Source organism: Mesorhizobium sp. 2RAF21 (genome assembly GCF_052115345.1).
In the GTDB taxonomy this organism is placed as follows: domain Bacteria; phylum Pseudomonadota; class Alphaproteobacteria; order Rhizobiales; family Rhizobiaceae; genus Mesorhizobium; species Mesorhizobium terrae.
In genome coordinates this window covers 1-19,317 of the sequence record NZ_JBFRGM010000002.1, presented here as the reverse complement: position 1 = coordinate 19,317, position 19,317 = coordinate 1, and the positions used below count along the sequence as shown (strand labels likewise).

The window sequence follows — 19,317 nt, the reverse complement described above, 5'->3', positions numbered from 1 at the left end:
GATGTCCCAAGAGATCGTTTTGAAGAATGCGCGCATCGTCCTCGAAGACGAGATCGTCAACGGGGCGCTTGTGCTGCGCGGCGGCAAGATCGCGTCGATCGATACCGGTATCGTCTCGGCGGGCGAGGATTGCGAAGGCGACTATGTGATCCCAGGCCTGGTCGAACTCCATACCGATCATCTCGAATCCCATTATTCGCCGCGCCCCGGCGTGCGCTGGGACTCGATCGCCGCCCTCCAGGCGCATGACGCGCAGGTGGTGGCTTCCGGCATCACCACTGTCTTCGACTGCCTGCGTCTCGGTTCCGACGAGGATGGCGGTTTCCAGAAGGGCGAGATGCGTGTCATCGCCGACGCCATCGAGGTGGCAGTCGCCGAGGACAGGCTGCGCGCCAGCCATCTGATCCACCTGCGCTGCGAGGTTTCGGCGGCCGATGTGCTCGACCAGTTCGAGGATTTCGACACCGACAATTTCGTGCGGCTCGCCTCGTTGATGGACCATGCGCCGGGCCAGCGCCAGTTCCAGACGCTCGAGCAGTACGCGCTCTACTACAAGACCAAGCGCGGGCTGGACGACGCGGCCTTCGAGCGCTTCATGGCCAAGCGCGTCGCCGCCTCGCAGAAGTATTCCGCCGCGCATCGCAAGACGATTGCCGATGCCTGCGCCGGACGCGGCATCGCCATCGCCAGCCATGACGACGCTACTGTCGAACATGTCGAGGAATCGATTGCCTTCGGTGTAAAGCTGGCCGAATTCCCGACCAGCATGGAAGCGGCCAGGGCATCGCATGAGGCTGGCATTTCGGTGATGATGGGCGCGCCCAACATCGTGCGTGGCAAGTCGCATTCCGGCAATATTGCGGCGCGCGAATTGGCCGAGGCCGGCGTGCTCGACGTGCTCTCGTCCGACTATGTGCCGTTCAGCCTCATGCAGGCGCCGTTCATCCTGGCCGACGGCCCGCAGGGCAGGCCCCTCAACGAAACGGTCCGTCTCGTCACGGCGGCCCCGGCGCGCACGGTGGGCCTGACCGACCGTGGCCGCATCGCGCCCGGTCTGCGCGGCGATGTCGTGCGCGTGCGCCACAACAAGGGCGTGCCGGTGGTGCGCTCGGTCTGGCGCGAGGGCCGGCGCGTTGCCTGATCCCGTGTCGGGTTCCCGGGGTTCGCCCGGCAGGCTCATTATCGTCGTCGGCCCGAGCGGCTCCGGCAAGGACAGCGTTCTTGGCTATGCCCGCGAGCGCCTGACTGAGCGAAGCGACATCCTGTTCGTCCGCCGCATCGTTACGCGCCCGGCGACCGCCGACGCCGAGGACCATGACAGCCTGAACGAGACCGATTTCGCGGAAGCCGCGCGGGCAGGGCGCTTTGCTGTCAGCTGGCAGGCGAACGGGCTGAGCTATGCGTTGCCGCGTACCGTGCTCGACCATGTCGAACGCGGCGGCACCGCCGTCGCCAACGGCTCGCGTGGAGCGCTCGACGACATCCGCGCCGCCTTTGCCAATGTCATCGTGGCGGGCCTGACCGCCCGGCCGGAAATCATCGCGGCCCGGCTTGCGTCGCGTGGACGCGAGACCGCCGAGGACATTCAGCGCCGCGTCGAGCGCGGCCTGAAGCTCGGCGCCTACGGCCAGGACATCACCATCGACAACAGCGCCGAGCTTCACCTCGCCGGCGAGGCGCTGGTCTCGATCATCGTCAGCCGGTTGTCTCTGGCGTCCTGAAGGGGCGGCGGCCGGCTTCAACGATCCCGCAGGATCATTTCCGACGCTTTTTCGGCGATCATGACGACGGGCGAATTGGTGTTGCCCGACACGATGGTCGGCATGATCGAGGCATCGACGACGCGCAGGCTGGTCAGGCCGTGCACGCGCAGCCTGGCGTCGACCACCGCCATCGCGTCCGAGCCCATCTTGGCTGTGCCGACCGGGTGGAAGATCGTTGTGGCGATGTCGCCCACCTTGCGCACCAGGTCCTCATGGCCGGTGAATTGCGGACCGGGCAGCATTTCTTCCGGTTCGAAACGGGCAATGGCCTTTGTCCGCATCAGGCGCCGCGCATGCTCTATCGAAGCGACCGCCACGTGCCGGTCGCCCTCGGTCGAGAGATAGTTCGGGCGTATCTTCGCCATCTCCCTGGCGTCGGCGCTTTCCATGTGGACCGTGCCCCGGCTTTCGGGCCTCAGATTGCAGACAGAGACCGTCACGGCCGGGAAGCGGTGCAGCGGTTCGCCCAGCCGGTCGGTCGAGAGCGGCTGCACGTGATATTCGAGATCCGGCGTCGCCAGCCGCGCATCAGAGCGCGCGAAGATGCCAAGCTGGCTCGGCGCCATCGACAGCGGCCCGCTGCGCCACAGCGCGTATTCCGCGCCCATGGCCGCGCGGCGCAGGAGGTTGTGGTAGCGCTGGTTCAGCGTGTCGGCGTTCTTCACCTTGAACACGGTGCGGATCTGCAGATGGTCTTGCAGGTTCTCGCCGACGCCGGGCAGCGCGTGTCGAACCTCGATCCCCAGCCGCGACAAAAGCTCCGGCTGGCCGACGCCGGACAGTTCGAGGATTTTTGGCGAGTTGATGGCGCCGGCGGCAAGCAGGGTCTCGCCGGCTTTCGCGACATGCAGGCCGCCTTCATGGCGGAAGACGACGCCGGTCACCCGGCGGCCGTCGAACTCCAGCCTCTCGGTTTCGGCGCCGGTCAGTACGCGCAGATTAGGGCGATTGGCGATGCCGCTCAGGAACGCCTTGGAGGTATTCCAGCGCACACCCTTCTTCTGGTTGACCTCGAAATAGCCGGAGCCCTCATTGGTACCGGCGTTGAAATCCTCGGTGCGCGGAATGCCGAGTTCTTCCGCACCGTCGCGGAAGGCGTCGAGGATCGGCCATGACAGGCGCTGCTTTTCCACCCGCCACTCACCGCCGGCGCCGTGCATCGCGCCGGCGCCGCCATGATAGTCCTCCGACTTGCGGAAATAGGGCACCACATCGTCCCAACCCCAGCCGGCATTGCCTGCCTGGCGCCAGCCGTCATAGTCGGCCGCCTGGCCGCGCATGTAGATCATGCCGTTGATGGAAGAGCAGCCGCCCAGCACCTTGCCGCGCGGATAGTTGAGGCTGCGTCCGTTGAGGCCGGCGTCCGGCTCGGTCTTCATCAGCCAGTCGGTGCGCGGATTGCCCATGCAATAGAGATAGCCGATCGGGATATCGACCCAGTGGTAGCGGTCGCTGCCGCCGGCCTCGAGCAAAAGCACCTTGTTACGCGGGTCGGCCGACAGACGGTTGGCCAGCACGCAGCCGGCCGAACCGGCGCCGACGATCACATAGTCGAATTCGCCGAACGGAGCGGGGCTGGTCACGACTGCGCCTGCATCTGAGCGATCCGTTCCCACATCGGGCTCATCGCCTGGTTGATCTCGCCATAGAGTTGGTAGCGCGCGGCATAGGCTTGGGCAATCGCGCCATTAGGCGCATAGCGGCGCGCCGCCGACGTCATCGCCGTGGCACCGGCGGCAAAGTCAGGGAAGATGCCGACACCGGTTCCGGCCGCGATGGCCGCGCCCAGGGCGCCGGTTTCGCGGCTTCGTGCCACGGTCACGGGCACGCCCAGCACATCGGCGAAGATCTGTGCCCATACGGCGCTGCGCGAGCCGCCGCCGGAAAGCACTGCCTCATCGAAGCCTGCACCGGCGCGGGTGAGCGTCTCGATATGGCGTTTGTGCTCGAAGACGACGCCTTCGAACAGCGCTCGCAGCATATGCGCGCGCCCGTGCCAGCCGGCGATGCCGTAGAAGCCGGCACGGGCCCGCCCGTTTTTCTGCGAGCCGTAGAGGAACGGGTGGTAGATCGGCACATCGCCGGCCGGATCGACCGAGGCGACCAGTTCGCTGGCGTGTTCGAATGGGGATTTTCCGTGGCCGGCCTCGTGTTCGAGGAATTCGCGCGCGATCCATTCGAGATTGGCGGCCGAGGTGGCGCTGGATTCGATTGCCAGATAGCGCTTGGGATCGAAGGTCGACAGCATGAAGATCGACGGATCGCGGATCGGCTCATCAGTGATGACCTGGTTGATGCTCCAGGTGCCGGCAATGATCGATGCGGCACCGGTGCGCGTCACGCCCGAGCCGACGGCGCTGGCCACCACGTCGAACAGGCCGGCCACCACGGGCGTACCCGCCTTCAGACCGGTCAGTGCTGCGACCTCCGGCGTGATATGGCCGGCGATCTCGGCGGATTCCAGCGCCGGCGGCAAAAGGTCCATGCAGTCGTTGAGGCCATAGGCGGCCAGCAGCTCCTGCTCATAACGACGTGCCGGCATCGACAAGAGCCCGCAGCCGGACATGTCGGTGGTGTCGCTCGACCGCGCTCCGGTCAACCGGTTGACGACGAAATCCTTGCACAGGAACACGGTGCCGATCCGGTCGAACAGGTCCGGTTCGAAGCGCTTGATCCAGGCGAGCAGCGTCGGCGTTTGCGCCGCCCATGGCCGCTGCAGGCAGTAGGGATAGGTGCGGTCGCCGACATTTTCGCCGGCCCATTCGGCGACGATGCCGACGCCGCGTGTGTCGAGCGACTGGATGCCGATCAGCGGCGCGCCGTCGCGGTCCAGCGCGTAGAGCCCGTTGCCGTGTCCGGCGCAGCCGATCGCGGCGATATCGCCGGCGTCGATGCCTGCTTCATCGATGCAGCGGCGGATCACCGTGACGGCATTGGCCCAGAGTTCGTTGAGATCGCGCTCGACATGGCCGGGTTTCGGCATCGACGAGCGGCCGTCGAGCGCGGCCATCGCCAGCTCCCGCCCGGCCGTGTCGAAGATGATGGCCTTGATGACGGTATTGCCGGCATCGAGGCCCAGTATGTAATTACCCATCAATCTCCTCCCGAAGTGTGCCGAGGACACTAACGTCCGACGTTTTCCCTTACCGGCCGCTTCGCGCTGTGTTCCCTTCTCCCCTTGCGGGAGAAGGTGGATCGGCGCGCAGCGTCGAGACGGATGAGGGGTGTTGGAAGAAATGAGGCGTTTCAAGGGTGTCCCCTGTCTTAACCTCATTCGAAGTCCGGAAGGATCGCACTCCGTCCAGCACCCCTCATCCGACCTCGCTTACGGCGGCTGTGCCGCCGAGCTCGGCCACCTTCTCCCTCAAGGGGAGAAGGGATGGCATCAGTCATCTTACGCCTGGTTGTACAGGTCGAAGGCCTTGGCGCCATCAGCGCCGTCATGGATGATCGCCATCAGGCCGCGCACCACCGCGCTCGGATTGGCGTGCTGGTAGATGTTGCGGCCATAGACCATGCCGAGCGCGCCTTGGCGCATCAGCGCCGCCGATTTGTCGAACACCGCGCGCAGATCCTCCTTGCCGCCGCCGCGCACCAGCACCGGGCAGCGCGCCGCCTCGACCACGCGGTGGAAGTCTTCTGCATTCGTGGTCGGGTCGGCCTTGACGACGTCGGCGCCCATCTCGCGCGCCAGCCGGGTCAGCGTCACGATTTTCTCGACGTCGCCGTCGACCATGTAGCCGCCATGTTCCGAGACCGGCAGCATGGCCAGCGGTTCGATCATCAGCGGCATGCCGTATTTCTCGCAATCGGCGCGCACGCGGGAAATGTTCTGCACGCACTGTTTGAACAGGTCCGGCTCGTCGGGCAGCATGAACAGGTTCACCACCACGCAGGCGGCGTCCATCTCGATGGCGCCGATCAGCGGTTCGGCCTCGTTCTGCAGCAAAGCCCACATAGCCCGGTGGCGGATCTTGTTGTAGGGGTTGCCCATGTCGAGACGCATCACCAGCGCCGGCTTGTCCTTGCCGGGAACGTCCTGCAGCAGGTCGGCCTGGCCGTAATTCATCTGGATGGCGTCGGGGCCGGCCTTCACCAGTCTGTCGACCACGCCGGCCATGTCCTCCAGCCCGACCAGGAAGCTCGGCTCGTTGCACACGCCATGGTCGATGGCGACGTCCAGGCAGCGGCCATTGCCGAACAGCCGGTTCATGCGGGCTTTTTTGTTCACGCGCATATCGCGCTCCTTTTCTTGTCGGTCTTGGAAGGGTTGGAAAGGTCGACGCCGTGCTGGTGCTTGAGCAATGCCAGGAACGCCGCGCGTTCCCGCGAGGCTTGCCCGGCGTCCCAGTTCTTGCGGGTGGCGAGGAGATCGAGCACGGCATCGACAAGCTCGCTCGTCAGGTCGCCGGTAATCGCGATGGTGGTGCGGCGCAGGAAGATGTCGGCCAATGTCTCGACCTGTTCGCGCTCCACGATCAGCCGGATTTCGCCTTCGCTGTAGTCGCAGCCCGGCAGCATTGCATCGGAGGCTACGGACAAGCCGGCTGCAACATCGCGCGCGGAAGTGCCGTAGCGCTCCAGAAGCACCTGCGCGCGCGCCTCGCTGATCTTGTGTTCGGCTGCCAGCTCCGCGCACCACACAACTGTATCAGGCGGAAAGTTCCGCCCGCCACCGATCGCCATGTCTTCGGTGCCGACTTTGCGGGAAAGCCCAAGCCGTTCCAGCGACATGTCGGCGGCCAGCGCGCCGAACGAGCGGAAGGTCGTCCATTTGCCGCCGATCATGCACAGCGTCGCCGGCAGGTGCCCGCTGGCCTCGACGAATTCGCAGAAATGGTCGCGTGGAATGCGTCCGGTGAAACTGTCGTCGCTGGCCGGCAGCGGCCGCACGCCGGCGAAGCGGAAGACGATCTCTTCAGGGGCGATCTCGATCGACGGGAAGACGAAGGCGAGCGACTGCAGGATGTATTGCAGCTCGTCGTCCTCGCAGCGCACCTGGTCCGGATCGTCGACGCGGATATCCGTCGAGCCGATCAGCACCTTGCCGAGATAGGGGAACAGGATGCAGATACGGCCATCCTCGTTCTCGTAATAGATCATCTGGCCGGCGAGCGCGTCGTAAAGCTCCCGGTTGTCGACGATGATGTGCGAACCCTTGGTGCCGCCCATCATGCGTGGTGCCGCGGCGCCGATCGCCGCATTCGTCAGGTCGATCCAGCCGCCGGTGGCGTTGATGACGAGGCGAGGGCGCACCGGCAGCGTCTCGCCCGAGATCGTGTCGGTCAGGATGAGGCCGTCCGCGTTGGAACCGACCTGTACGTAGTTGAGCGCCTGCGCCGAAGGCGACGCCGCCATCGCATCGTTCAGCATTTCAAGCCCGAGCCGCTCCGGCCGGCTCACCCAGGCGTCGTAATAGGTGGCCGAGCTGCGCGTTGCCGGGTTGATCGCCGGCCATGTCTTCAGCGTTTCTCTGGCACCGCGAAAACGATGCACGGGCATCAGCCGGCGCGAGGCGGTGAAGACGTCATAGAGCGTCAGCCCCGCCTTGATCACCACCGCGCCGCGCCGGCTGGGCCGCCGGGTGAGGCCGAGGAAGCGCACCGCGCCATTGGCGATGCCGGAGAAAATATCGAAGATCGGCACGGTCGTCGGCAGCGGCGCGACATAATGTGGGGCGTTGCGCAACAGCCGGTCGCGCTCCAGAAGCGATTCCTTCACCAGCTTGAATTCGCCGTTCTCCAGATAGCGCAGGCCGCCGTGCACCATGCGCGACAGTGCTGCGCTCGCCCCGCCGCAATAGTCGCCTTTCTCGGCCAGCAACACGTCGACGCCCTGCAAGGCGAGCTCGCGGAAGACCGAGATGCCGTTGATGCCGCCGCCGATGATGAGCACGGCAATGTCCGGCCGCTCTCGCAGCGCGGCGAGTGTTTCGTTGCGCGTCATTTTGGAAATGCCTCGGGGTTACTCAGGCATCCATCTGGGTGAGATGCATGGCTATCGCTTTGTCTATGACGGCGAGTTCGTCGGAACCCAGCCTGATCTCGCCGGCGCGCGCATTGTCGATCGCCTGCTCGGGATTGCGGGCGCCGCACAGCGCGAAGGTGATGCCCGGCTGCGCCAGCGTCCAGGCGATGACGATCTGCGCCATGGATGCCTTGTGCTGTTCGCTGATCGGCTGGATCGCTTTTTTCAGCGCCGCCACCTTCTGTCGGTTGGATGCCGAGAAGCGCGGATTGTCCTTGCGCTGATCGTCGCCGGAGAAGGCCCGGCCGGGGTCGATGGTGCCGGTCAGCAAACCGAGCGCCAGCGAGGAATAGCTGAGCGTCGCCACATCGTGCTTCCGCGCGATCGGCAAAAGCGTGCCTTCGATCTCGCGATCGATCATCGAATAGCGTTCCTGGATGGCGTCGAGCTGGCCGGCTGCCACATACTGCTCGAGGTCGTCCGCGCTGATATTGCTGGCGCCGATCGCGCGGATTTTTCCCGCCGTCTTCAGTTTCTCCAGCGCGGCCATCGTTTCGGCGATCGGCGTCGTCGGGTCCTGCCAGTGGGTGATGTAGAGGTCGATATGGTCGGTGCCGAGCCGCCTCAGGCTCTGCTCCAGCTCATAGGTGATGCCGTCGGCGCCGAGATAGCGGTGCACCGGTTTGTCGTCCTGGTCGAAGAAATGGTTGCCTTTGCCGGAATGCCAGTTCAGCCCGCATTTGGTGGCGATCACCACCTTATCGCGCTTGCCCTTGATCGCCTTGCCGACGATCTCCTCGCTGCGGCCAAGCCCGTAGGCGGGCGCGGTGTCGATCAGGCTGACGCCGGCGTCGATAGAGGCTTCGATGGCGCGGATCGAGGCCTGCTCGTCGGTGCCGCCCCACATCCAGCCGCCGATTGCCCAGGTGCCGAGACCGACACCGGACGCCTGGATGCCGGATGCGCCGATGGGGCGTTGGATCTGTCTGGAACTCATGCTGCTTCTCTTTCGGCAAGGTCGAGGATACCGAGGCCGGTGGCCTCGTCGGTGACGATGATGTCGAGATGGTTGCCGCGCATCGCCGACAGGATCGGCGCGATCTTGCTCGGCCCGCTGGCAATGCCGATCGAGCGCGGAATGGTGGCGAACTCGTCCAGCGTCAGCGAGACCAGCGAGCGGTTCAGCGTGTAGTCGCTGAGCTTGCCATCCCGGTCGATCAGATGCGCCAGCAATTCGCCCGATGCACCGGAACGCTCGATCGCCTGGCGGTCGGCGCTGGAAGAGGGGTGCAGGTCGTAATAGGAAGAATCGTCGGTCAGGATCGAACCGATGCCGACCACAGCGACCGTGGCTTCGCGCGCCCGGCGGAACACATCGGCCACCGCGCGCACCCCCATCAGCATCTCGCGCTGTTCCGGCGTGTCGGCAAACAGCGGCGCGTGGATCTGGTAGGCGCGGCCGCCCAGCCTGTCGGCCATCAGCGAGGCGACGTGATTGACGTCGGTATAGTGCTTGCCCTGCACCAGCCCGGTGGCGGGGATGACCTCGACGTCATAGCGGCGGCCTGGCTTCAACCCCGCGACCAGCGCGCTGACACCCTTGCCGCCGGTGATCGAGATGGTGTCGCCGTCCTTGATGGTTTCGAGCAAAAGATTGGCTGCCGCTTCGCCGACGCGCTGCAAGGCCGTCTGCGGGTTTTCCGAGACCGTCGGCACCACCACCGCGCGCTCGATGCCGCCGAGCGCGACAAGCCGCGCCTCGAGGTCGACCAGATGATCGATCGGCGACTTGATCTTGATCTCGACCAGGCCGAGCTGATGGCCGCGCTTGATCAGCCGGTTGACGGTGGCATGCGAGATGCCGAGCTCCTTGGCGATCTCGGCCTGCGTCTTGCCTTCCACATAGTGGAGGACGAGCGCCTGGTGCATCTGGCGCACGGTCGAGATGTCGTCGCGAGTGTTGGGGGGTGCCATCGTGCCGCGCCTCGATCTCAGGATTTCTGGCGATGCAGGAAGTGGTCGGCCGACACGGCGGCCAGGAGGATGCAGCCCTTGATCATGTCCTGCCAGTAGACCGAGATGTCGAGTAGGATCAGCGAACTGGTCACCACCGAGAGCAGCGCGATGCCGAGGATGGCGCCGAAGATCGTGCCCGAGCCGCCCTTCAGCGAGGCGCCGCCGATGACCGCCGCGGCGATGATGTTGAGCTCCATGCCGGCGCCGAAGGTCGGCGTGGCGGCGCCGAAGCGGGCCATGTAGATGACGCCGGCGACGCCCGACAGCGTCGCGCACAGCACCGTCACCCAGAATTTCACCTGGTTGGTCTTGATGCCGGAGAACTGCGCTGCCTTCTCATTCGAACCGGTATAGAACACCTTGCGGAACGCGGTGGCGCGCCTGAGCAGGAAATCGAAGATCGCCACCACCACCACGAAGATGATGATGACATAAGGCACGCCCTGGAAGCTGCCCTGGCCGATCGCCTTGAATTCCGGCGGCAGCGTGAACAAAGACAGCGGCGTGCCCTTGGTGATGACCAGGCACAGCCCGCGCACGATCACCATCGCCGCCAGCGAGGTGATGAAATGGTTCAGTCCCACCACCGTCACGAAGAAACCCATCACCGCGCCGATCAGTGCGCTCACTGCGATGCCGATCAGGCTGGCGGTCCATGGGTCCAGCCCCATCAGGAACAGCGCGCCTGAAACCACCATCGAGAAGCAGACCACCGAGCCGACCGACAGGTCGATGCCGCCGACGATCAAAAGGATCGTCATGCCGACCACGACGATGCCTTCGATCGAGAAGCTCATCAGCATGGCGCGGAAATTGCCCCAGGTCAGGAAGTGCGGCGAAGCGAAGCTCATGGCGATGCACAGCGCCAGGATGATCACGATCAGGCCGGCCTCGCGCATCGAGGCGAGCCGGGCGAAGCTGGAACGGCCGGCGCCCGTGGCCCTGATCTCGGCATGCATGACGGTTTCTCCACTCTCAAGCGACATTGTGGGCCTGTCCTTGGCTCGTTTGCGCCGGCTTAACGCCCGACGCGAGCATGATGATGGTTTCCTCGTCGAGTTCGCCCGCGCCGAGTTCGCCGGCGATGGCGCCTTCGCGCACGACCAGCACGCGGTCGCACAGGCCGATCAGTTCGGGCAGTTCCGAGGAAATGACGACGATGCCGACGCCCTGGTTGGCGAGGTCGCGCAACAGGCGATGGATCTCGACCTTGGCGCCGACATCGATGCCGCGCGTCGGCTCGTCCATGATGATGACCTTGGGCGAAACCGAAAGCTGCTTGGCGATCGCCACCTTCTGCTGGTTGCCGCCGGAAAGCGTCGATACGGCAACGTCGATGCCGGCCATGCGCACGCCGAGCCGCTTGGCGAGGTGTGTTGCCTGATTGGCTTCCGCGCGGCGGTCGAGCAGGCCAAGGCGCCCGGTGAGCTTGCCGAGGTCGAGCGCCGAGACATTGGCGGCGATCGACAGATCGAGGAACACGCCCGAGCCCTTGCGGTCCTCCGAGAGATAGACGAGGCCGGCACGCACGGCGTCGGCATAAGAGCGGATGGCAAGCGGCTTGCCGTCCAGCGCGACACTGCCGGCGCTGGCCTGCCTTAGTCCGCAGATCGTCTGCGCGATCTCGCTGCGTCCGGCACCGATCAAGCCGCCAATGCCGAGGATTTCGCCGGCTTTCAGGTCGAGATCGACATCGACGAAACGGCTGCCGTCCGACAGGCCGCTAACAGAGAGCAGGGACCGTCCCGGTACCGCGTCGGCGGGGAGCTTGTCGGGATAAAGCTGGGTGATCTCGCGGCCGACCATCTTGCGCACGACATCGTCGGGCGAGGTCGCCGCGATGGCCTCGGTCGCGACATAGCGCCCGTCGCGAAAGACGGTGACGCGGTCGCACAGCGAAAAGATTTCGGCCATGCGATGGCTGATATAGATGACCGAGATGCCGCGCGCTTTCAGGCCGCGCACGATGGAGAACAGGCGCTGCGCTTCCGTCTCGGTCAGCGCCGCGGTCGGCTCGTCGAGGATCAGCACCTTGCAGTCGAGCGTCAGCGCCTTGGCGATCTCGACCAGCTGCTGGCTGGAAATGGAAAGGTCGGCGACTTTGCTGCGCACCGGAATGGGCGCAAGCTGGTTCATCGCCTTCTCGGCCTGCGCATAGACTTCCGCGTAATTCATCAGCGGCGCGCGCCGGGTATTGATCGCAGCCATGCAGATGTTTTCGGCAACCGTCGCGTCCTGGCAGAGCGCGATTTCCTGATGCACCAGTGCGATGCCGAGCTTCTGTGCCGCCGCCGGCGAGGCGATGGTCACGGGCTTGCCGTCGATCAGGATTTCGCCTTCGTCGGCCTGCAGCACGCCGCCGATCATGTTCATCAGCGTCGATTTGCCGGCGCCGTTCTCGCCGCACAGCGCGTGCACCTCGCCGCGGCGCAGTTCGAAGGCGACGCCGCTCAGCGCCTGGACCGGCCCGAACGCCTTGGAAAGGTTGCGGATCTGAAGGACGGGCGCGTCGGTCACGCCATGCTCCTGCGAAAGGTTCTGAAAAAGTGCTGGAAGGGAAAGCCCCTTCCAGCGAGAGCGATTGTGGGCCGAAGCTTACTCTTCGATGCCCTTGGTGCCACGCCGCTTGAGATACTTGTCCCAATAGAAATCGTCGGCGTTGTCCTTGGTCACGATCGAGAAGCCGTTGTCGACGAACGGCACCTTCATCGCATTGGAACCGGCGCGCTTGGCGTCGTTCATCGGGTCGATCAGCTCGGGATGCTTGGCCAGCCACAGAAGCATGAAGCCCATATAGCCCTGCATGCCCTGGTTGGGGTTGACCGAACCATAGATCTCGCCGGCCTTGATCATGTCGAGGATCTTGGCGTTGACGTCGGCCAGCATCACCTTGATCTTGCCGCCGCCTTCCTTGGCCGCCTGCGCGGCGCCGATCGCCGAGTTGGCTTCCGGCATGAACACGGCGCCGAGGTCGGGATGCGCCTGGGCAAGGCTCAGCACCGCCTGATAAGCCTTGGTCGGGTCCTGGTTGGACGCGGCGCGGCCGACTAGCTTCATATCCGGCCACTTGGTTTCCATGCGCTTGACGAAGGCCGAGACACGCTTGTCGTGATTGTCCTGGCCGGGGTTTTCGAGAACGGCGTATTCGCCCTTGCCGCCCATCGCGCCGGCAACGGCGTCGGCGGCGTAGGTGCCTTCCGCGAGATTGTCCGAGGTGATGAAGGAGACGCGTTTGGAATTGGGCGAGTCGGCCGCGAAGGTCACCACGGCGGTGCCCTGGTCGACGGCGCGGTTGATCGGCTCGATGAACGGATCGGAGTTCATCGGGTGCACCAGGATGCCGGCCGGCTTCTGGGCCAGCGCCTGGTCGAAGCTGGCGATCTGCTTGTTCACGTCATATTCCGGCGTGCCGGTATAGGCGGTCTCGCAGCCGAGCTGCTGGCCGGCCTGCTTGAACATCTCATAGACCGGGAACCAGTATTCGACGCCCGAGACCATGACGTTCATCACGTATTTTTCGCCGGGCTGGCATTTGAACGGATTGGCGGTTTCGGCGAGTGCCGGGGCCGGGCTCATAAAGGTCGATGCCGCCGCCGCCATGGCGAGCGTGCTTAAGAATTTGCGCAAGTTTCCTCCCTTGGCCGAAGCCATTCTTCAATAACCGTCGCGGCGCTTGGCACGCCGCTTCATGGATTGATTTGCAGCCGGACTTCCTCCCGAAGCCGGCAGCTGGATCATTGCAGCGCACGATGATACTGTCAATAAAATTCATATACTGAAATATATTTCACATCAATGGACGTTTGGGTTGAAAAACCGCACCATCTTAATTCGTCATTCCCGACCTCGTGAGGGAGCGCAGCGACCGGAGAGTGTCGGGAATCCATGCCGGACCGCCGATAGTGGCATGCCGGTCCAAAATTGCGCGTATGATCTTGAGCACAGAACATTTCGTGCTGCTTTTCTGACCGCTACCCGCTTTGAATCCGGATCGGCTCCACGTTATGAACGTTCCGGCATGGATTCCCGACACTCTCCGGTCGCTACGCTCCCTCACGAGGTCGGGAATGACGAACCGAGAGACCGAGCCGCTGGTCCAAAGGCTATGGTTGATCGGCAGCGCCGGAAGGCGGTTCGAGGAGAGGCAATGAGCGTCGGCATCAAGGACTTCGGTTTGACCTGCGGCACGCTGCCTTCCGGCACGTTGAATGCCGTCACCGACGTTCCGGGCGTGCGCGTCGGCCATGTCACGCTGCGCGACGGCGACATCAACACCGGCGTCACCGCCATCCTGCCGCATGGTGGCAATCTTTTCCGCAGGAAGGCGAGGGCCGCCTCCGAAGTCATCAACGGTTTCGGCAAGACGGTCGGCCTCGTGCAACTCGATGAACTCGGCACCATCGAGACGCCATTGCTGTTGACCAACACGCTGTCGGTCGGCACCTGCGCCACCGCGCTGATCCGCGAAGCCATTCGCCAGAACCCGGACATCGGCCGCCGCACGGGCACCGTCAATCCGCTCGTCGCCGAATGCAATGACGGCCCGCTCAACGACATCCAGGCGCTTGTCGTGAGCGAGGCGCATGCACTGGCCGCCATCGAGGCCGCCAGCGAAGGCCCGGTCGAGCAGGGCAGCGTCGGCGCCGGCACCGGGATGACCTGCTTCGGCTTCAAGGGCGGCATCGGCACGGCGTCGCGTCGCATCAGGCTCGACAGCCGCGATTATCATCTGGGTAGCCTCGTGCTTTCCAATTTCGGCCGCGCCGGCGATCTCGTCCTGCCCGATGGCCGCCGCCCCGATCCGCGCCGACCGACTGAGGCCGAGAGCGGTTCGGTGGTCATTGTGCTGGCGACCGACATTCCGCTCGAACACCGCCAGTTGAAACGCGTCGCCCGCCGCGCCGGTGCCGGCATCGCCAGGCTGGGTGCTTTCTGGGGCCATGGCAGCGGCGACATCGCCATTGCCTTCTCGACCGCGGATCCCGTCGATCACGACGAGAAGCGCGGTGTCGTGCCTCTTCAGGCTTTGAGTGAAACGCGTATCGATGCTCTGTTCCAGGCCGCCGCCGAGGCGACCCAGGAAGCAGTGCTGAACTCCATGCTCGCCTCGCCTGCCTTCGAGGGCAGGGGCGGCGCGCGCCGGCCGTCCCTGGCGGATTGGTTGCGGGCTAGCGCCTGACTTCCCTTCTCCCCCTGTGGGAGAAGGTGGCTCGGCGCGCAGCGCCGAGACGGATGAGGGGTGTTGGACGGAGCGCTACCCTGACAGATTTGGGACCGTGGTGAAGCCGGCACTTGTTCCCGCGCGGCCTCATTTCTTCCAACACCCCTCATCCGACCTCGCCTGCGGCGGCTGCGCCGCCGGCTCGGCCACCTTCTCCCACAAGGGGAGAAGGAAATGCACATCCCCGTCCCTCCACAAACCCTCCCTCAACACCGAAGTCTGTGGACATTAGTCTTGACAGAAATACATATGTTCAATACCCGTCAGGCATTCGAATAGCCTGATGTGGGAGGAGTGACCGGTATGGCTTCCAATATTGCGTTGACGGGCCTGGCCCGCGATCTTGAGGAACGCGGCAAGTCCGGAAAGCCGATCCGCATCGGCCTCATCGGCTCGGGCGAGATGGGTACCGATATCGTCACCCGCGTGGCGCATATGTCCGGCATCGAGATCGGCGCGATCTCGGAACTGAACATCCCCAATGCCCACAAGGCCGTCGACATCGCCTTCCAGGAAGGCGGCCATTCCAGGGAAGCATCGAACGCCTCGGCCATGACGGCCGCCATGGAAGCCGGCAAGGTCGCCGTCACCAACGATGCCGACCTGATCATCAACAACGACCTGATCGACGTGGTCATCGACGCCACCGGCGTGCCGGCCGTCGGCGCCGAGATCGGCCTGCGCGCCATGGAGCATGGCAAGCATCTCGTCATGATGAATGTCGAGGCCGACGTCACCATCGGCGCCTATCTCAAGAGCGAAGCCGACCGCCTCGGCGTCACCTATTCGCTCGGCGCGGGCGACGAGCCGTCCTCCTGCATGGAGCTGATCGAATTCGTCTCGGCCATGGGCCATCCCATCGTTGCCGCCGGCAAGGGCAAGAACAACCCGCTCAACATCGACGCCACCCCTCCCGCCTATGAGGAAGAGGCCGCGCGCCGCCACATGAACGTGCGCATGCTGGTCGAGTTCGTCGACGGCTCCAAGACCATGGTCGAGATGGCGGCGATCGCCAACGCCACCGGTCTGGTGCCCGACAAGGCCGGCATGCATGGCCCGGCCGCCACATTGGGCGAACTGAACAAGGTGCTGGTGCCGCAAAAGGACGGCGGCGTGCTCTCCAGGGTCGGCGTCGTCGATTATTCGATCGGCAAGGGCGTTGCGCCCGGCGTCTTCGTCGTCGCCGACATGTCGCATCCGCGCGTTTCCGAGCGCATGGAAGACCTGAAGATGGGCAAGGGCCCGTATTTCACCTTCCACCGGCCTTATCATTTGACCTCGCTGGAAGTGCCGCTTACTTGCGCCCGCGTCGTGCTCTACGGCAAGGCCGACATGGTGCCGCTGGCCAAGCCTGTCGCAGAAGTCTGCGCCGTCGCCAAGAAGGACATGCAGCCGGGCGACAAGCTCGATGCCATCGGCGAATATTGCTACCGCGCCTGGATCATGGCGGCCCCCGAGGCGCGCGCCGCCAAGGCCATCCCCTGCGGCCTGCTGCAGGGCGGTTCGGTGACGGCGCCCATCAAGAAGGGCGAGCTCATTACCTATGTCAACGCCGCTCCGGCGCCTGGCTCCAAGATCGCCGAGCTGCGCGCCCGGCAGGACAAGCTCGTCTACGGCAACTAAGGCAATCGAGGAAGCATCATCATGGCCACCGCCAGGAAAGCCGCCAACAGCGACGCGGCGCAACCCAACCTGCCTTTCGCCTTCCGCCAGTATACGGCTGAGCAGCTGCGCGAAGTGCTGCACAAGATGTATCTCATCCGCCGCTTCGAGGAAGGTGCCGAAGACGCCTACATGCGCGGTCTGATCCACGGCACCATGCACCTGTCCATCGGCCAGGAAGCAAGCGCCATGGGCATCTGCATGCCGCTCACCGATCAGGACCAGATCACCTCCACCCATCGCGGCCACGGCCATTGCATCGCCAAGGGCGCCGATGTGAAGCGCATGTTCGCCGAGTTCTTCGGCAAGACCACCGGCTACTGCAAGGGCCGTGGCGGCTCCATGCACATCGCCGACGTCACCAAGGGCAATCTCGGCGCCAACGGCATCGTCGCCGGCGGTATCCCGATCGCGGTCGGTGCCGCCCTTGCAGCCAAGAAGCTCAAGACCGGCAAGGTCGCGATTTCGTTCTTCGGCGACGGCGCCAACAATGAAGGCGCCTTCCACGAGGCGCTCAACATGGCCGCCGTCTGGAAACTGCCGGTCATCTTCGTGTGCGAAAACAACGGCTACGGCATGTCGACCTCGACCGAGCGTTCGACGGCGGTCAAGAACATCGCCGACCGCGCCAGCGCCTATGCGATGCCGGGCGTCATCGTCGACGGCAACAACTTCTCCGAGGTGGCGCAGGCTGCGCATGAGGCCGTCGAGCGCGCTCGCGCCGGCGAAGGCCCGACGCTGATCGAGTCCAAGACCTATCGCTACCGCGGCCACTCCAAGAGCGACCGCAACCGCTACCGCACCAAGGAAGAGATCGAGGACTGGATGGCCAACCGCGACCCGATCGCGCTGTTCGAGGCCGAGCTGAAGGAATTCGGCATCATCGACGACGCCGGCATCGAAGCGGTGCGCGAAGCAGTGAAAAAAGAGATCGCCGACGGCATCGAATTCGCCAAGGCGAGCCCGAGCCCCGAAATCCGCGACCTTGAGAATTACGTCTATACGGAGGTTGCGTGATGGACGTCGCAGTGCGTGAACTGAGCTATGCCCAGGCCATCCAGGAAGCCATGGCGATCGCCATGGAGCAGGATGAGCGCGTCTTCCTGATGGGCGAGGATATCGGCGTCTATGGCGGCGCCTTCCAGGTCACCGGCGATCTGGTCGAGCGTTTCGGTACCGACCGTGTCATGGACACGCCGATTTCCGAACTGGGCGGCGCCGGCGTCGCCGTGGGTGCGGCGTTGACCGGCCTGCGTCCCATTTTCGAGTTCCAGTTTTCCGATTTCGCCACGCTCGCCATGGAGCAGATCGTCAACCAGGCCGCCAAGATGCGCTTCATGCTGGGCGGCGAGGTTTCGGTTCCGGTGGTGATGCGTTTCCCGGCCGGTTCCGGCACGGGTGCCGCCGCGCAGCACAGCCAGAGCCTGGAAGCCTGGCTCGGCCACGTGCCCGGCCTGAAGGTGATCCAGCCGGCGACGCCGCATGACGTCAAGGGCATGCTGCTTGCCGCTGTCGCCGATCCAGACCCGGTCATGATCTTCGAGCACAAGCTGCTCTACAAGATGAAGGGCCCGGTTCCGGAAGGCCACTATACCGTGCCGATCGGCAAGGCCGACGTGCGCCGCAAGGGCCGCGACCTCACCATCGTCGCCACCTCGATCATGGTGCACAAGGCGCTGGAGGCGGCAGCCGCGCTGGAAGCCGAAGGCATCGACATCGAGGTCATCGACCTGCGCACCGTGCGGCCGATGGACAAGCAGACCATCATCGACAGCGTCAAGAAGACCTCGCGGCTTCTGTGCGTCTACGAGGCGGTGAAGACGCTGGGCATCGGCGCTGAAATCAGTGCCGCCGTCGCCGAAAGCGACGCGTTCGATTATCTGGATGCACCGATCGTGCGCCTTGGCGGCGCCGAAGTGCCGATCCCCTACAATCCCGAGCTGGAAAAGGCGACGGTGCCGCAGGTGCCGGACATCATCGCGGCGGCGCGCGATCTCGCCAAGGGAAAGCGCTGACGATGCCGGTCGAAGTCATCCTTCCCAAGGTCGACATGGACATGGCGACCGGGCAGATCTCGCGCTGGTTCGTCGCGGAAGGCGCCACCGTCAAACAGGGCGACGTCCTGTTCGAGATCGAGACCGACAAGGCGGCGATGGAGATCGACGCGCCGGCTTCCGGCACGCTGCGCAACATCACCGGCAAGGAAGGCGTCGACATTCCGGTCGGCGCGCCGGTGGCCTGGATTTATGCCGAGGGCGAGGACGCCGGCGCTGTTGCCGCCGCCGCGCCTGCGGCCGTTGCGGCCGAGCCGCAGCCTGTCGCCAACGGCAAGGCCGAAACACCGATGTCCTCCTCCCAGGACAAGGCCGCGCAGACCGCGCTCGCCGTGCAGGAAACGCCTGCGCCGGCCGGCGCGGTCCGCGCCACGCCATTGGCGCGCCGCTTGGCGCGGGAGGCGGGGCTTGACCTGTCCGCCGTCACCGGTTCCGGTCCGCATGGTCGTGTGGTGAAGGCGGATGTCGAGGCGGCGATTGCCGGCGGTGGCGTGGCCAAGGTCGCGCCTGCTCCGGCCGCAGCACCTGCCGTTGGCGGTGCACCGGCTGCCAAGCCGATGTCGGACGAGGCGGTGCTGAAACTGTTCGAGCAGGGTTCCTACGATCTCGTCCCGCACGACAATATGAGGAAGAC

The 19,317-nt window shown here is 64.9% G+C and carries 16 protein-coding genes; 7 read left to right on the top strand and 9 right to left on the bottom strand.

The window, feature by feature from the left end; all coding sequences use genetic code 11:
* The first annotated feature begins 1 nt into the window (after position 1).
* Both AB4136_RS03090 and phnN read left to right on the top strand, forming a co-directional pair.
* On the top strand, positions 2-1,141 hold the full coding sequence (locus tag AB4136_RS03090) for an alpha-D-ribose 1-methylphosphonate 5-triphosphate diphosphatase (RefSeq protein WP_024927018.1): 1,140 nt from the start codon (positions 2-4) through the stop codon (positions 1,139-1,141).
* Positions 1,134-1,721, top strand: coding sequence for a phosphonate metabolism protein/1,5-bisphosphokinase (PRPP-forming) PhnN (gene phnN, locus AB4136_RS03085; RefSeq protein WP_036254131.1), 588 nt, complete (start codon positions 1,134-1,136; stop codon positions 1,719-1,721). Before AB4136_RS03090 ends, phnN begins: the two co-directional genes overlap by 8 nt.
* A 17-nt stretch (positions 1,722-1,738) precedes the next feature.
* Here phnN and AB4136_RS03080 read toward each other — a convergent pair whose 3' ends face one another.
* From AB4136_RS03080 to AB4136_RS03040, 9 genes are all read right to left on the bottom strand, one after another.
* Positions 1,739-3,346 carry a GMC family oxidoreductase gene (locus AB4136_RS03080; protein WP_024927016.1) on the bottom strand — a complete coding sequence of 536 codons (1,608 nt, stop codon included), beginning with the start codon at positions 3,344-3,346 and terminating at the stop codon, positions 1,739-1,741.
* Complete coding sequence (locus AB4136_RS03075; protein ID WP_137901936.1) at positions 3,343-4,857, bottom strand: FGGY-family carbohydrate kinase; 1,515 nt, start codon at positions 4,855-4,857, stop codon at positions 3,343-3,345. The genes AB4136_RS03080 and AB4136_RS03075 overlap by 4 nt, the downstream gene beginning before the upstream one ends.
* A 300-nt stretch (positions 4,858-5,157) precedes the next feature.
* Positions 5,158-6,000: a class I fructose-bisphosphate aldolase gene (locus AB4136_RS03070; RefSeq protein WP_024927014.1), complete on the bottom strand. Its 843-nt coding sequence runs from the start codon at positions 5,998-6,000 to the stop codon at positions 5,158-5,160.
* Positions 5,991-7,709 carry a glycerol-3-phosphate dehydrogenase/oxidase gene (locus AB4136_RS03065; protein WP_024927013.1) on the bottom strand — a complete coding sequence of 573 codons (1,719 nt, stop codon included), beginning with the start codon at positions 7,707-7,709 and terminating at the stop codon, positions 5,991-5,993. Before AB4136_RS03065 ends, AB4136_RS03070 begins: the two co-directional genes overlap by 10 nt.
* A gap of 22 nt (positions 7,710-7,731) precedes the next feature.
* On the bottom strand, positions 7,732-8,727 hold the full coding sequence (locus tag AB4136_RS03060) for an aldo/keto reductase (protein ID WP_024927012.1): 996 nt from the start codon (positions 8,725-8,727) through the stop codon (positions 7,732-7,734).
* Complete coding sequence (locus AB4136_RS03055) at positions 8,724-9,704, bottom strand: sugar-binding transcriptional regulator (RefSeq protein ID WP_036254134.1); 981 nt, start codon at positions 9,702-9,704, stop codon at positions 8,724-8,726. Before AB4136_RS03055 ends, AB4136_RS03060 begins: the two co-directional genes overlap by 4 nt.
* A 17-nt stretch (positions 9,705-9,721) precedes the next feature.
* Positions 9,722-10,705 carry an ABC transporter permease gene (locus AB4136_RS03050; RefSeq protein ID WP_024927010.1) on the bottom strand — a complete coding sequence of 328 codons (984 nt, stop codon included), beginning with the start codon at positions 10,703-10,705 and terminating at the stop codon, positions 9,722-9,724.
* A gap of 16 nt (positions 10,706-10,721) precedes the next feature.
* Entirely contained in the window at positions 10,722-12,263 is a 1,542-nt protein-coding gene (locus AB4136_RS03045) for a sugar ABC transporter ATP-binding protein (RefSeq protein WP_024927009.1), read from the bottom strand.
* Positions 12,264-12,341: 78 nt separating this feature from the next.
* On the bottom strand, positions 12,342-13,373 hold the full coding sequence (locus AB4136_RS03040; protein WP_024927008.1) for a substrate-binding domain-containing protein: 1,032 nt from the start codon (positions 13,371-13,373) through the stop codon (positions 12,342-12,344).
* A 520-nt stretch (positions 13,374-13,893) separates the two neighbouring features.
* On the opposite strand from AB4136_RS03040, the gene AB4136_RS03035 reads away from it, so the two are divergent.
* The 5 genes from AB4136_RS03035 to AB4136_RS03015 all read left to right on the top strand — a co-directional run.
* Positions 13,894-14,925: a DmpA family aminopeptidase gene (locus AB4136_RS03035; RefSeq protein ID WP_024926436.1), complete on the top strand. Its 1,032-nt coding sequence runs from the start codon at positions 13,894-13,896 to the stop codon at positions 14,923-14,925.
* Between the two features lie 345 nt (positions 14,926-15,270).
* The gene (locus tag AB4136_RS03030; RefSeq protein ID WP_024926435.1) at positions 15,271-16,590 is read left to right on the top strand and encodes an NAD(P)H-dependent oxidoreductase; all 1,320 of its coding nucleotides are present in this window, start codon (positions 15,271-15,273) and stop codon (positions 16,588-16,590) included.
* Positions 16,591-16,611: 21 nt separating this feature from the next.
* Positions 16,612-17,646: a thiamine pyrophosphate-dependent dehydrogenase E1 component subunit alpha gene (locus AB4136_RS03025; RefSeq protein WP_024926434.1), complete on the top strand. Its 1,035-nt coding sequence runs from the start codon at positions 16,612-16,614 to the stop codon at positions 17,644-17,646.
* Positions 17,646-18,644 (top strand): alpha-ketoacid dehydrogenase subunit beta, encoded by a 999-nt coding sequence (locus tag AB4136_RS03020; RefSeq protein WP_024926433.1) that lies wholly within the window; start codon positions 17,646-17,648, stop codon positions 18,642-18,644. Before AB4136_RS03025 ends, AB4136_RS03020 begins: the two co-directional genes overlap by 1 nt.
* Positions 18,645-18,646: 2 nt before the next feature.
* Positions 18,647-19,317, top strand: a 671-nt coding sequence (locus AB4136_RS03015) for an E3 binding domain-containing protein (RefSeq protein WP_441930249.1), incomplete at its 3' end; no start/stop codon positions are given.